The 12,940-nt window shown below is 64.0% G+C and carries 9 protein-coding genes and 1 pseudogene; 7 read left to right on the top strand and 3 right to left on the bottom strand.

The features are described 5' to 3' along the window. Positions 1–32: 32 nt before the first annotated feature. The 4 genes from N2604_RS31545 to N2604_RS31530 all read left to right on the top strand — a co-directional run bounded on the left by N2604_RS31545 (position 33) and on the right by N2604_RS31530 (position 5,506). Positions 33–1,100 (top strand): extracellular solute-binding protein, encoded by a 1,068-nt coding sequence (locus N2604_RS31545; RefSeq protein ID WP_260371907.1) that lies wholly within the window; start codon positions 33–35, stop codon positions 1,098–1,100. 48 nt (positions 1,101–1,148) lie between these two features. After that, entirely contained in the window at positions 1,149–1,499 is a 351-nt protein-coding gene (locus N2604_RS31540) for a hypothetical protein (protein ID WP_260371906.1), read from the top strand. Beyond that, positions 1,489–3,750 (top strand): LamG domain-containing protein, encoded by a 2,262-nt coding sequence (locus N2604_RS31535; RefSeq protein WP_260371905.1) that lies wholly within the window; start codon positions 1,489–1,491, stop codon positions 3,748–3,750. The genes N2604_RS31540 and N2604_RS31535 overlap by 11 nt, the downstream gene beginning before the upstream one ends. 79 nt (positions 3,751–3,829) lie before the next feature. Further along, positions 3,830–5,506 (top strand): N,N-dimethylformamidase beta subunit family domain-containing protein, encoded by a 1,677-nt coding sequence (locus N2604_RS31530; RefSeq protein WP_260371904.1) that lies wholly within the window; start codon positions 3,830–3,832, stop codon positions 5,504–5,506. A gap of 109 nt (positions 5,507–5,615) precedes the next feature. Here the strand turns inward: N2604_RS31530 and N2604_RS31525 are convergent. Continuing rightward, a pseudogene (locus N2604_RS31525) lies at positions 5,616–6,320 on the bottom strand (GntR family transcriptional regulator); the annotation flags it as partial. 274 nt (positions 6,321–6,594) lie between these two features. Between N2604_RS31525 and N2604_RS31520 the strand changes: the two are divergent. Next, positions 6,595–7,821, top strand: a complete 1,227-nt coding sequence (locus N2604_RS31520; RefSeq protein WP_260371902.1) for an aminotransferase class III-fold pyridoxal phosphate-dependent enzyme — start codon at positions 6,595–6,597, stop codon at positions 7,819–7,821. 11 nt (positions 7,822–7,832) lie between these two features. Here the strand turns inward: N2604_RS31520 and N2604_RS31515 are convergent, their stop codons facing one another. Both N2604_RS31515 and N2604_RS31510 read right to left on the bottom strand, forming a co-directional pair. Then, positions 7,833–9,179 carry an aspartate aminotransferase family protein gene (locus tag N2604_RS31515; protein ID WP_311739674.1) on the bottom strand — a complete coding sequence of 449 codons (1,347 nt, stop codon included), beginning with the start codon at positions 9,177–9,179 and terminating at the stop codon, positions 7,833–7,835. A 17-nt stretch (positions 9,180–9,196) separates the two neighbouring features. Beyond that, complete coding sequence (locus tag N2604_RS31510) at positions 9,197–10,060, bottom strand: GntR family transcriptional regulator (RefSeq protein WP_260371901.1); 864 nt, start codon at positions 10,058–10,060, stop codon at positions 9,197–9,199. A 151-nt stretch (positions 10,061–10,211) separates the two neighbouring features. On the opposite strand from N2604_RS31510, the gene N2604_RS31505 reads away from it, so the two are divergent. Next, a complete protein-coding gene (locus N2604_RS31505) occupies positions 10,212–11,372 on the top strand; it encodes a C45 family peptidase (RefSeq protein WP_260371900.1) in 1,161 nt (386 codons plus the stop codon). Continuing rightward, on the top strand, positions 11,372–12,937 hold the full coding sequence (locus N2604_RS31500; RefSeq protein ID WP_260376344.1) for an ABC transporter substrate-binding protein: 1,566 nt from the start codon (positions 11,372–11,374) through the stop codon (positions 12,935–12,937). The genes N2604_RS31505 and N2604_RS31500 overlap by 1 nt, the downstream gene beginning before the upstream one ends. Positions 12,938–12,940: the final 3 nt, after the last annotated feature.

Below are 12,940 nucleotides of genomic sequence, written 5' to 3'. Positions count from 1 at the left end.
GAGCCAGTGAGAAGCCAGAGAGGAGATCGTCGATGCTGAAAACAGGTTGGATGTGGAACTCGGCAGCTGTCGTGCTTGCTTCGGTTCTTTGTGGAGCGTTGCCGGCTGCGGCCGAAAAACTGGAAGACCAATTGGTGATTGCAACGACCGGTGGCCTGATGGGCAACACCCTCGCGAAATATTTCTACGATCCCTTCAACAAGGCCAAGAATGTCGAAATCGTCCCGGTCGCAATCGAGGTCCCCGACCAGTGGGCGCGCGCCAAGGCGATGCAGCGAACCGGCAAGGTGGAGTTCGACATCGTCACGGCAACGGGTCCCGACCTGGTCGGACGCACCGACATGCTCGAGAAGATCGACTGTGCGAAACTGCCGAGCGTCCAGAAGTTCGGCGTCTCCGACGCCTGTCAGCCCTATGGTGTTGCTCGCACGACGGGCGGCATGCTGATCACCTACAATACCGAAACGTTCAAGGCCAAGGCGCCCAAGACATGGGCGGACTTCTGGGACGTCAAGCAGTTTCCCGGGCCGCGAGGGCTGCCAGACACCGGCGACAGCGATTGGTGGGTTCCGGTCGCCGCGCTCCTCGCCGACGGCGTCAAGCCGGACCAGCTTTTCCCGCTGGACATCAGTCGCGCCTACAAGAAGCTGGACGAGATTCGTTCCAATGTCGCGGTGTGGTGGAAGACCGGCGACCAGGTGCAGCAGATTATGCGTAGCCGCGAGGTCGTCATGGCCATGAGCTACTCGGGCCGCGCGCTCGCCGTCGTGAAGGAGGGCGTACCGGTTGCCATGTCCTGGGACCAGGCCATTCGCGACACCGGCTACATGGCTGTTCTCAAGGGTGCGCCCGACCTTAATGCCGCCATGGCCTATCTCGACTTCTTCTATGCAAGCTCCGACGCGCATGTACCGTTCATGCGCGCTGTCAACTATGCGACGGCCAGCAAGTCGGCCATCGAGCTGTTGAAGCCGGAGGAACGCAATCTCTACGCGACCTCGCCGGAGAACTACGAAAAGCTGGTCAAGCCCGATTTCGCCTGGATCGGCGAACATCGTAACGAGCTGCGTGAGCGGTGGATGGCCTGGCTGACCCGCTAAGCCGCATTAGCTTCTCCCGCCATTCGCACTTGTAAGTGAGGACCGGCCATGGATCACACCAGTGACCCCGGCGCGCTGCGCTACGTGATCGATCCCCGAAGGCTCGATCTCGTCAAGGAGTTCCGCGCAAGTCCGCTCGGCGTGCATAGCCCGGAACTGCGCAAGCTGTTGGCCCGGATGCGATGGGGCAAGCCGGAAGGGCGGCTTGTCCTGATCGTGCTCGAACCCGGCAAGGCCTGGCGGCTGTCGCGCATCCCCAAGCGTCGGGGCGATCCGATGCCTTTCGTCGATGATCGCGTCTTCACCTCTCTTGTCGAAGCGGAGTGGCATGTCTTCAAGCTGCGTTGGCAGGAAATGACGGGAACGACGCTGCCTGCGGAGGTTTCCGGTGATCTATAAGACCAACGAGTATCTCGGCTATCCGGATCGCATCAGCGTCCCGGCAGGCGAGGCCGTCAGATTCCAGCTCAGCAGCAAGCGGCCGAGCGTGAAGGTCGAGGTGCTCAGGCTGCGCTGCGGCGATGTCGATAGCAACGGCCCAGGCTTCAAATATGAGGTGATGACGAGCCCCATTGACGGTGAGCATGCCTGCCTCGACCAACCGATCCGCCCGGGATCCAACGCCGTCATCGATCACGACGGTGCACTGGTCCCGAACCGCACGCACTGGTGTTTCGGAGCCTATGTGTATCCGACGCGGATCGCGGACAATGCCAAGGCCGTGCTGGGAAATTGGTGCGAGCGCTCGGCGCGTGGCTATGCACTCGAGCTCGACGAGGAGGGGCATCTGGTCCTGGTGCTGGGCCAGGCGAGCGGTGCGCCGGTGCGTTTTGCCCTCGACGTCAAGCTGCGCCCGCGCGTCTGGGCGTTCGCTTCCTGCGCACTTGATCTTGCGCAGGGATCGGTAACCTTGTCACTGATCGTTCCGGCAGACGGCGTTCGGCCGGCCGCTGCCCATTCGAAATCGTTCGCCCTGCCGCCCGCGCCCGCGCTCGATTCCGGCCTGCCGTTCCTGATCGCGGCCCATCATGCGAACGGTGATCGCCAATATACCTCGCACTTCGACGGCAAGATCGAATCTCCGCGCGTCTTTTCGTGTCCGTTGGACGCAGAGGCGCTGCGAGTATTCGACGGCCGGCAGCGAACGGGAGCAAGCGATGCCGGGCTTGTCGCCTGCTGGGATTTCTCGAACGGAATCCCGTCGCTGTCGATCAAGGACATTTCGCCGAACGGCCTGCATGGCAGCCTCCGCCAGTTGCCCCGCAGGGGCGTCACCGGCTTTCACTGGTCCGGATCCGTCCACGACTGGCGGCTGTCGCCGAACGAATATGCGGCGATTCATTTCCACAGCGACGACATCTACGATTGCGAGTGGCAGACCACCTGCACGCTCGATGTGCCTGCCCACTGGCGATCCGGCGTCTATGCGCTCCGGTTAACGTCGGGTGGCGACAATCCCGACCGGGACAGCGAAAGCTACGTCACCTTCTTCGTGACGCCCGGCAAGGCGTCCAGACGCGCAGATCTCGTCGTGGTCGCTTCAGTCGCAACATATCTGGCTTATGCCAACAGCGCGTTGCGTCTCTATCAGGTTCACTTCGAAACGCTGATGGAGCACGTTCTGTGGTTGCCGCAAGATGACGTCTTCATGCAGGAGAACCCGGAGATCGGCCAGTCGACCTATGATTGCCATGTCGACGGCTCGGGGCGAGCGTACAGCTCCTGGCTGCGGCCAGTCCTCAACATGCGTCCACGCGGCTATTGGTTCAATTTGATCAACGACACCCATATCCTCGACTGGCTCGAGGAGAAGGGGATCGCCTACGATCTGATCACGGATGTCGAGCTTGACCGGGAAGGAGCGCGGGCGCTCGCTCCCTACCGTGTCATGATGACGCCGACCCATCCCGAATATTACAGCTTCAACATGATGAACGCGATCATGGCGTATCAGAACGCCGGCGGGCGGCACATCTCGATGGGAGGCAATGCGTTCTACTGGCGCTGCGGCTTTCACCCGGCGGCGCCCGCAGCGCTGGAGGTTCGCCGCGGCATGGCCGGAACGCGCACCTGGGAATCGGAGCCGGGCGAAGTGCATCTTTCCGGCACCGGCGAGCCGGGCTCGCTTTGGCGGCATTCGGGCTTTGCGCCGCAGAAGCTGGTCGGCGTCGGGTTCTCGGCCATGATCAACGATACCTGCGGCTACTATCTGCGCACCGCCGAAAGCGAGAATCCGCGCGTCGCGTTCATCTTCGAGGGCACGGGCCGTCACGAGAAGTTCGGCGATTTTGGGTTTCGCTACAATGGTGCCGTCGGCAGCGAGATCGACCGGTACGATCTCGAGCTCGGAACGCCGCCGCATGCGTTGCGGATCGCGACGTCCGAAGGATTGGGCGCGGGCGCGCTGCCCACGCCGGAGGAGTTTCGCACCGTGGTCGATGGCCTCGACGGCACGCAGAATGCGCTGGTGCGCGCCGACATGGTGTTCTTCGAGACCGCCCGTGGCGGCGCTGTCTTTGCGACGGGATCGATCACTTACGGCATGTCGTTGGGTCACAACAACTACGATAACAACATCAGCACCATCACGTTGAACGTCGTGAACCGGTTTCTCGATCCAAGGCCATTCGTCATGCCGGTCAAAACCTAGACTGCGGCCTCGATTTCGGCCCAACATGCAAAATCGCCATCTCTCGCAAGAGATGGCTACTCGAACCAGGGAGGCTGTCATGTCGGACAAGCCTGAGTTTCACCCCCCGGAATTGGGATCCGTCAACGTCGCTCCCCGCAAGGCGCGCCCGATGTATGCGGACGAGCACTGGGCCAGCCAGCCCTGGTATGAGGTTCCGCGCGGCGATCCCGCCGTCGCGGAGGTCTACACCTATACCGATGCGATGTCTTACGACCCGGGAGACGAAGTCGTCTTTCGCTCCTCCGCGACCGCAAAGGCCTGGCGGTTGCAGATCTATCGCGACGGTCTCGAGCCCGAGATGGTGCATGAGGTCGATGCGCTTGACGGGGTGTTCGCGGCTACGCCGGCCGATGCCTATCGCAAAGGCTGCAACTGGCCCGTCGCTCATCGCTGGACCTTGCCGCCGGATCTGCGTTCGGGCTTTTATCGTGTGGTCTCGTCGTGCGAGCGAGCGAACGGGGCCCGCTTCGTCCAGCATCATTTCTTCGTCGTACGTCCGACGGAGAAAACGCGGCGCGCGAAGATACTTATGATCCTGCCGACGGGCACCTGGACCGCCTACAATGATTTCGGCGGTGCCAATCATTATTTCGGCGTCGAAGGTCCTGACAGGGATGAGCCGTCGCCGGTGTTGTCGCTGCAGCGGCCATGGACGCGCGGCGTGGTCTGGCTGCCATCAGGCGCACCGCGCATCTGCGCCGATCCCGCGCCCGAGATGGGTGACGCGCCACGCTATCAGATGAAGGAGTGGGCGTTCTCCAACGGCTTTGGCCAGTATTACGCGGCAGCGGGCTGGGCCCAGTTCGATCGGCATTTCGTGGTCTGGGCGCAGAAGGAAGGCTACGCCCTCGACATGATCACCCAGACCGATCTTCACTACCGGCCCGAGCTACTCGACGTCTACCCTTGCGTCACCATCATCGGCCATGACGAGTACTGGACATGGGAGATGCGCGAGGCGATCGAGCGCTATGTGGAGGGCGGCGGGCGGCTCGCGCGCTTCGGCGCGAACTTCCTGTGGCAGATCCGGCTCGAGGACGATGGCAAGCGCCAAGTCTGCTACAAGTTCAAGGCCATCCACAAGGACCCGGTCGTCGGCACGGACCGCGCGCGCCTGATGACGTCTGCCTGGGAAGATCGCAACGTCCGTTGGCCGGGCGCCTCGACGGTCGGTGTGAACGGTGCGCACGGCCTCTACGCATCCTGGGGCGGCTTCGCGCCGAACGGTCAACGAGGCTTTACGGTCTATCGCCCGGAGCATTGGGCGTTTGCCGGAACAGGGCTGCACTATGCCGATATCTTCGGCGACAAGCAGCACATCTTTGCCTACGAGGTCGACGGGCTGGACTACACGTTCCGCAACGGCCTTCCTTTTCCCGTCCCGGCCGAGGGGCAGCCCGAGACCATCCAGATCCTGGCGATGGCGCCGGCCGTCCTCGCCGAAGACGAGCCGCAGGGTGAGGGCTTCCGCTACTACATCCGCAGCAGCGACCACGAAGGCCTGGTGGAATGCATCACCGGCGAGGTCACGCCCGAGGGTATGGCCCGCTACAAATACGGCTCAGGCATGATGGTGCACATGATCCGCGGCAAGGGCGAGGTGCTGACAGCGGCGACCTGCGAATGGGTGATGGGGCTGAAGCGCGGCGATCCGTTCACGCAGCGGATCACCCGCAACATCCTCGATCGCTTCACGGCGCCTCGCCCCGCATGAGCAACTTTCAGCGCCGCCTGGATTTCGCGCGTGCTGCTCTGGCAGGTGGTGCGGCGCGCGTCTGCGTCGCTTCAACCTCGACGTCTTCGTCGATGGCCGTCTCGGGAGTCATGAAGCGCGTGCCGCCATGCTTTTCCAGCAAGCGGACGAGATTCTGGCCGCCCTCCATCATGTCCGCCTGGATCGACTCGCGAACCTTATCCGGCCGGCGCTGCCGCAGATTCTTGAGAACGGACAGGTGCTGATGTTCGTTTGGATAGGTCGGGGGCGCGTGCGGGTAATGGAAATTCAACAAGGGTCCGTTGCGCATCCAGATATCGTCGAGGATGGCGAGCACTTCGGGAAGCCCCGATCCATCATAGAGACCGCGGTGGAATTGCCAGTTGGCGCGAACGGCGTCGGACCATCTGTGCTCCTTCTCGGCGCTGATCAGCTCGCGGTGAGTGGCCTCCATCCTGTCGATATCGGCTTCCGAGATGCGCGTGGTTGCGTGCTCGGCGGCAAGTCCCTCGAGAAACAGCCTGACGGTCCTGAGCTCGATATACTGCTTGGCCGTCATGTGGGCGACCATGATCGAGCGTCCCGCCTGCATCTCGAGCGCGCGGCCGCGCACGAGCTGCATCAGGGCTTCGCGAATGGGCGTCTCCGACACGTTCATGGTCGCAGCAAGGTCACGAATCTTGAAGCGATGGCCCGGCCAGAACCGGCCTTCCATCAGCGCCTGGCGCAGATTGTTGTAGACCAGGCTTGTCAGGCTGTCGCGCGCGACCGGGCCCACGCCGCCCTCGCCATGTCTCTGTTCAACGTCAACCATTCTCGGTCCCCGAAAGGTCTGGGCCGTTTCGGCCATCCGCGCCGATACGGGTTCGAATCCATTTCATATATAATATAGGATGTCGTTCTTTGCGCACTGACCGTCTGCGCTTCTTCTGCGACAGAACCTTCAAAGGTTCGCCGCCTCCCGAAAGCTCATATTCGTCAGCTCAGAATCGGACCGTGGCCGAGGTCTACGGCTCGGGTCAGCAGCAATTCCCTTGTAACCGGGAATGTCATATATGATATATCAAAGTTAGAGGAGAAGAGAAGGCATGCCGGAATTGATCAGGACAAGGGATGCTGCCCTGCGCGCGCGGGCCGAGAAGCTCGTGCCAGGCGGGATGTGGGGACATCTCCACGCGGCCAAGTTGCCGGAGACGTATCCGCAGTTCTTCAGCCGCGGCGAGGGCGGCGTGCTCTGGGACGTCGACGGTCACCGCTACGTGGACTTCATGTGCAGCTGGGGTCCCAACCTGCTCGGCCATCACCATCCCGAGGTGGAGGAAGCCGCCGAGCGTCAGCGGCGCGACGGCGACTGCCTCAATGGTCCGGCCGAAGTCATGGTCGAGTTGGCCGAGCTTGTCGTCGATTTGGTGGGACATGCCGATTGGACGCAGTTTCAGAAGAACGGCACCGATGCGACGACGACGTGCGTCACGATCGCAAGGGCTGCAACAGGTCGACGAAAGATCCTCGTCGCCAAGGGCGCCTATCATGGTGCCGTGCCGTGGTGCTCACCGTCGCTCCTCGGCGTGACCGCGGAGGATCGCGCCCATCTCGGATATTTCACGTTCAATGATGTCGAGAGCCTTGAGGCGGCGGCCAAGGCGGCGGGTGATGATCTTGCCGGAATTCTGATTTCGGCATTCCGCCACGATCTCGGGTTCGACCAGGAACTTCCCACCGTCGAGTTCGCCCGTGCGGCGCGTCGTATCTGTGACAGCAAGGGGGCTGCGCTGCTCATCGACGAAGTTCGCGCCGGCTTCCGCCTCAATGCCGCGGGTAGCTGGGAAGGGCTTGGTGTTCGGCCCGACTTGTCGGCCTGGAGCAAGGCGATCGCCAATGGTCATGCCCTGGCGGCCGTGACCGGAGCCGATTGGCTGCGTCGTGCTGCGTCCCAGGTCTTTGTCACCGGGTCATTCTGGGCCGGCGCCGTCGCCATGGCTGCTGCCGTCGCGACATTGAAGATCGTGCGCAGGGACGATGTTCCGACCCGCCTTGCGCAGCTCGGACAAACGCTGCGTGACGGCCTCGAGACGCGTTCCCGTCAGTTCGGTCTTTCGATCCGTCAATCGGGGCCCGTGCAAATGCCGACCCTTTTGTTCGAGGGGGATCCGGACTATCGGAAAGGTTCGGCCTTCTGCAGCGCGATGCTTGCAAGGGGCGTCTACTTCCATCCCAAGCACAACATGTTCCTCTGCGCCGCCCATACCGAGGCCGACATCGCCGCGGCCCTCGAGGCGGCGGAGCACGGCTTTGCAACGGTGGCGGCACTTTAGGAGGTCGGCCGTCAGCTGATGCTGTTCAATGCACGGCCGATGGCAGCAAAGATTTCGGCGATCTGTTCCACGGTGATGATCAGGGGCGGCGAGATCAGCAGCGTGTCGCCGCTGCCGCGGATCAGGATGCCGTCCTCATAGCAGCGATTGGCGCATTCGCTGCCGCGCGCTCCCGGCGCACGCTCGCGCGGTTTCAGATCGATTGCGGCGAGCAGCCCGATGTTGCGGATGTCCACGACGTGAGGGAGGTTGCGCAAGCCGTGCGCATGGTTCTCCCACACCGGCGCGAGGCGGCGCGCCCGCTCGAACAGGCCAAGATCCTGATACACGTCGAGCGCGGCAAGACCGGCCGCGCAGGCCAGCGGATGGGCCGAATAGGTGTAGCCGTGGAACAGCTCGATCGTGTTGTCCGGCCCCTGCATCAGCGCGTCATAGACCTTGCCGCTGACGACGACGCCCCCCATCGGCACGGCGGCATTGGTCATGCCCTTGGCGCAGGTGATGAGGTCGGGCGTCACGCCGAAGGCGTTGGCGCCGAACGCTGCGCCGAGGCGGCCGAAGCCCGTGATCACCTCGTCGAAGATCAGGAGAATGCCGTGCTGATCGCAGATCTGGCGCAACCGCTCGAGATAGCCGACCGGTGGCGGCAGCACGCCGCCGGAGCCGGTCACGGGCTCGACGATGACGGCGGCGACGGTGGAGGGATCGTGGACCTGCAGCAGCTTTGACAGCTCGTCGGCGAGATGCGCGCCCCATTGCGGCTGCCCGCGCGAGAACGCCGCGTGCTCGGGATCATGCGTGTGCGGGAGGTGGTCAACCTCGGGCAGCAGCGGGCCGAAATCCCTGCGGTGGCGGACGATGCCGCTGACCGACAGGCCGCCCCAGCCCATGCCGTGATAGGCTTTTGCGCGCGAGATGAAGCGGATGCGGCTGGCTTCACCGCGGGCGCGGTGATAGCCGCGCGCGATCTTCAGCGCGGTGTCGACCGATTCCGAGCCGGAATTGGTGAAGAAGACGTGGTCCAGGCCGGTGGGCGCGATCTCGGCGATGCGGCGGGCGAGCTCGAAGGCGGCCGGATGGCTCATCTGGAACGAGGAGACGAAGTCGAGCTTCGCCGCCTGCGCCTGGATCGCCTCGACGATGCGCCTTTGCGCATGTCCTGCGTTCACGCACCACAGCCCCGCCATGCCGTCGAGAATGCGCCTGTTGTCGTCGGTGATGTAGTGCATGCCTTCGGCGCCGACGAAGATGCGCGGCTTCGACTTGAACTGCCGGTTCGGCGTCATCGGCAGCCAGAACGGCTCCATGGCCTCGCGGGTGAGGGGGCTGTTGGAGGAAGCGAAGGCATTCATGTTCATGGCAACTCTTGCAAAGGTCAGGAGGCTTTGGATGGCGTGTTGGAATTGGCCGGGGTGCGCTTGAGCTTTGCTGCGCCTTCGAGATGCCGGCGCAGCAGCGCGGCCGCGGCCTCGTTCTGGCCCGCCTCGAGCTGGTCGAGGATGGCGAGATGCTCGCGGCAGTTCACGATCACGCGCTCGTGGCCGAAGGTCCAGTCGTAATTGCCGAAGCGGCGCAGCCGGTTCTGCTGTTGAACCGCGACCAGCAGATAGCGGTTGCCCGATGCGGCGGCGAGGCCTTCGTGGAAGGCCGCGTTCATCTCGTAGAGCGCGATGCTGGCGGTGTCGCTCCACGGCATCGCCAGCATCTCCCGATGACGGCGGCGCATCTCCGCGGCCCAGGCCGGATCGAGTTTGAAGCCCGGCTCGAGCAGGCCGGCCGGCTCGATCAGGAGGCGATAGCGATAGCTCTCGTCGCGCGCCTGCGTATCGGCGAGCGTCGGCTGGAAGCGCCAGCCATGGCCCGGCTTGCGCTGGACCGCGGCCACCTCCGCAAGCTTGCTGAGTACGCGCTGCACGATCGGCCGTGTCGCGTCATAGCGCTGCATGAGGTCGCGCTCGGAAACGTCCTCCGGCAGCCGGCCGGCGCGGCGATCGCGCGCGATGGCGAGGAACAGCCGGTCGGTATCGTCGGGGCTGGGCTTTGGCGGTGCCTTGTGCGCGGCGGGGGCGGTCTCAGCGACGAAATAGCCGCGGCTGGCGCCGGCATGCACGAGCTTGCGCCGCGCCAGCAGCTTCAGCGCGGCGCGCACAGGCGTTCGTGAGACCTGCAGGCGTTCGGCAAGCGCGACTTCGGCAAGGCGCGTGCCGGGCGCGAGCCCTTCGCTCCGGATCAGGTCCATGATCCCGGCCGATAATTCCCGTTGCAGCCGGCTTGGCGACGCTTTTTCCACGGCGGATTTCGCAGTCGAAGATTTTTGTTTCATGTCAGCACAAAATACATTAGGCTTCCTGAGAAAGCAAAAGGAACTTCAAGAAGGAATTTGGCGTCCCATGGTCGAACCCTTTCCGCTGATCGAAATCTCCGGCCCTCCGCGCGAGCGTGGCCGTCAGTACGGGCAGAAGGCGGCGGGCCGCATCAAGAAGGGGACGACGCATTACTTCGCGCAGCTGAAGGAGCTCTCGCTCGACTCCAAGGGAGTTGCCGAGCTGGTGCGGGAATATCTGCCGGTCATCGAGGGTTTTGATCCGAGCTATATCGGGGAGATGCGCGGCATCGCCGAGGGCGCCGACGTTCCGTTCGAGGACGTCGTTCTGCTCAACGCCCGTACCGAGATCATCAAGCTTGCAAACCCTGCGATCCGCGCGCGCCTGAAGACGCCGGAAGATCCCGATGGCTGCACCGGCGTCGTCGTGATGCCGCAGGCGGCCGCCAGCGGCCGCCTGATCCACGCCCAGAACTGGGACTGGAAGCGCGAATGCGCGGAGACGGCGGTGGTGCTGAAGGTGCGGCGCGACGACGGGCCTGACCTCATGACCTTCACCGAAGCCGGCGCGCTCGGCCGCTGCGGCTTCAATTCCGTCGGCATCGCGATCACCGCGAACTATCTGGAAAGCGACCGCGACTATCGCCAGGCCGGCGTGCCCTTGGCGCTGATCCGCCGCAAGGTGCTGGAGAACGAGCATCTCGCGCTGGCGATGCGTGCGGTCTATTGCACGAAGAAGTCGGCCGCCAACAACATGATCGTCAGCCATCGCGAGGGCGTGGCGATCGACTTCGAGTGCGCGCCCGACGAGACCTTCCAGGTGCATCCGCAGAATGGCCTTTTGGTCCACGCCAACAACTTTCTCAGCCCCGTCGCGCTCAGCAAGCTGAAGGACACCGGCATCTTCAACACGCCTGACAGCCTCTACCGCGACATTCGCGTCCGCGATCTGCTCCAGCCGCACATCGGCAGCATCACCTTCGACACCGTCAAGAACGCGCTGTTCGACGAGTTTGCCTATCCCTGGTCGGTGTGCCGCCCGCCGCGCCGCAATCTCAGCAACAATCTCAGCGCTACCGTGGCGATGATCCTGATGGAGCCGGCGAGCGGATTGATGCAGGCGGCGCCGCTGCCGGCGCTCAACCGCGAGTTCACCACTTATCGGCTCGAGATCGACGAGATCGGGCGCGCCGCGTTCGAGCGGTCGGCCGCGGCGAGGGCCTCGTGATGCGCCGGCGTCGGCCGTCACCGGTGTGGGCGGTCGGCCTGGCCGCGCTCGCCCTTCTCGCCATGGTCGGGAAGGCCGGCGCCGAAACGTTGCTGCGGGCGCGGCTCAACGCCGACATCCGTTCGACCGATCCCGGCACCAACCGCGACGCCAACACCGATGGCGTGATGGCGCACGTGGTGGAGGGGCTGGTGGCCTTCCGGGACGATACCTCGATCGGCCCAATGCTCGCCGAGAGCTGGGCCGTTTCGAACGGCGGCAAGACCTATACGTTTCGTCTGCGTCAGGGCGTCAAGTTCCACAACGGCGCCTCCATGACCGCGGACGACGTGGTCTGGTCGCTGAAGCGCTGGCTCGACCCCGCGACGCAGTGGCGCTGCCTCTCCGAGTTCAGCGCGACAGGCATTGCGCGCATCGAGAAGATCGAGGCGCCGGATCCGCTCACCGTCGCCATCACGCTGGATCAGCCGACGGCACTGTTCCTCCCGACCCTGGCACGGCCCGATTGCGGCCAGACCGCGATCATCCACCGCGATTCCGTCGGGGCGGACGGCAAATGGATCGCTCCTGTCGGCACCGGCCCGTTCAAGCTCGCCGAGTGGAAGCGCGGACAATATGTCGATGTCGTCAAGTTCGACGGATATGTCTCGCGCAGCGAGCCGCGCACCGGCTACACCGGCACCAAGGACGTCAAGGTCGACCGCGTCCGCTTCAACGTGATCCCGGACAGTTCGGCCGCGAAGGCGGGGCTGCTCAGCGGCTCGCTCGACGTCATCATGAGCCTGTCGATCCCCGACCTCGAAGAGCTGAAGACTCGCTCGGACGTGCAGCTCAGCATCACCCCGGCGCTCGGCCTCACCGGCATCCTGTTCCAGACCAGGGATCCGCTGCTGAAGGATGTCCGCATCCGCCGCGCCATTGCGCTGTCGATCGACACCGCGCAGATCGTCGACGCCATCATGCTGGGCACGGCGCGTCCGAACAACTCCGCGCTGCCGATCGGCAGCCCGTTCTACAGCGAGGCGCAGTCGCATGGCTACACGCAGAACATCGCGGAAGCCAAGAAGCTGCTGGCGGAAGCGGGCTACCGCGGCCAGCCGATCAAGATGATCACCAACAAGCGTTACAGCTTCGTGTTCGACGCCTCCGTGCTGGTGCAGGCGATGGCGCAGACCGTCGGCATCAATATCGAGCTCGAGGTGATGGACTGGGCGGCGCAGCTCGACCGCTACAATCGCGGCGACTACCAGTCGATGGCCTTCGTCTATTCGGCGCGGCTCGATCCGTCCTTGAGCTTCGAGATGCTGACCGGGCCGAAGGCCGCGCAGCCGCGCAAGGTCTGGGACAATCCGGAGGGCCAGGAGATGCTGCGCCAGTCGATGATGATCGACGATGTCACCAAGCGCCAGGCGCTGTTTGACGAGATGCACAGGCGCTTCATCGCCGATGTGCCGATGATCGTGCTGTTCAACGGCGCCGAGCTGACGGCGCTGCGCAAGAGCATCAAGGGCTATGCCGGCTGGCTCTATCCGGAGCCGCGGTTCTGGGGCGTCACGGTCGAGTAGACG

It is taken from the genome of Bradyrhizobium sp. CB1015, assembly GCF_025200925.1.
Classification (GTDB): Bacteria; Pseudomonadota; Alphaproteobacteria; order Rhizobiales; family Xanthobacteraceae; genus Bradyrhizobium.
Note: the sequence above shows the minus strand (reverse complement) of the source record. Positions and strands in the feature narration are given on the sequence as shown.

Bases quoted from the DNA above. Each gene is read 5' to 3' on its own strand.
- N2604_RS31545 (WP_260371907.1), top strand. From the start codon at position 33: ATGCTGAAAACAGGTTGGATGTGGAACTCGGCAGCTGTCGTGCTTGCT.
- N2604_RS31540 (WP_260371906.1), top strand. From the start codon at position 1,149: ATGGATCACACCAGTGACCCCGGCGCGCTGCGCTACGTGATCGATCCC.
- N2604_RS31530 (WP_260371904.1), top strand. From the start codon at position 3,830: ATGTCGGACAAGCCTGAGTTTCACCCCCCGGAATTGGGATCCGTCAAC.
- N2604_RS31520 (WP_260371902.1), top strand. From the start codon at position 6,595: ATGCCGGAATTGATCAGGACAAGGGATGCTGCCCTGCGCGCGCGGGCC.
- N2604_RS31515 (WP_311739674.1), bottom strand. From the start codon at position 9,179: ATGAACATGAATGCCTTCGCTTCCTCCAACAGCCCCCTCACCCGCGAG.
- N2604_RS31510 (WP_260371901.1), bottom strand. From the start codon at position 10,060: ATGGACCTGATCCGGAGCGAAGGGCTCGCGCCCGGCACGCGCCTTGCC.
- N2604_RS31505 (WP_260371900.1), top strand. From the start codon at position 10,212: ATGGTCGAACCCTTTCCGCTGATCGAAATCTCCGGCCCTCCGCGCGAG.
- N2604_RS31500 (WP_260376344.1), top strand. From the start codon at position 11,372: ATGCGCCGGCGTCGGCCGTCACCGGTGTGGGCGGTCGGCCTGGCCGCG.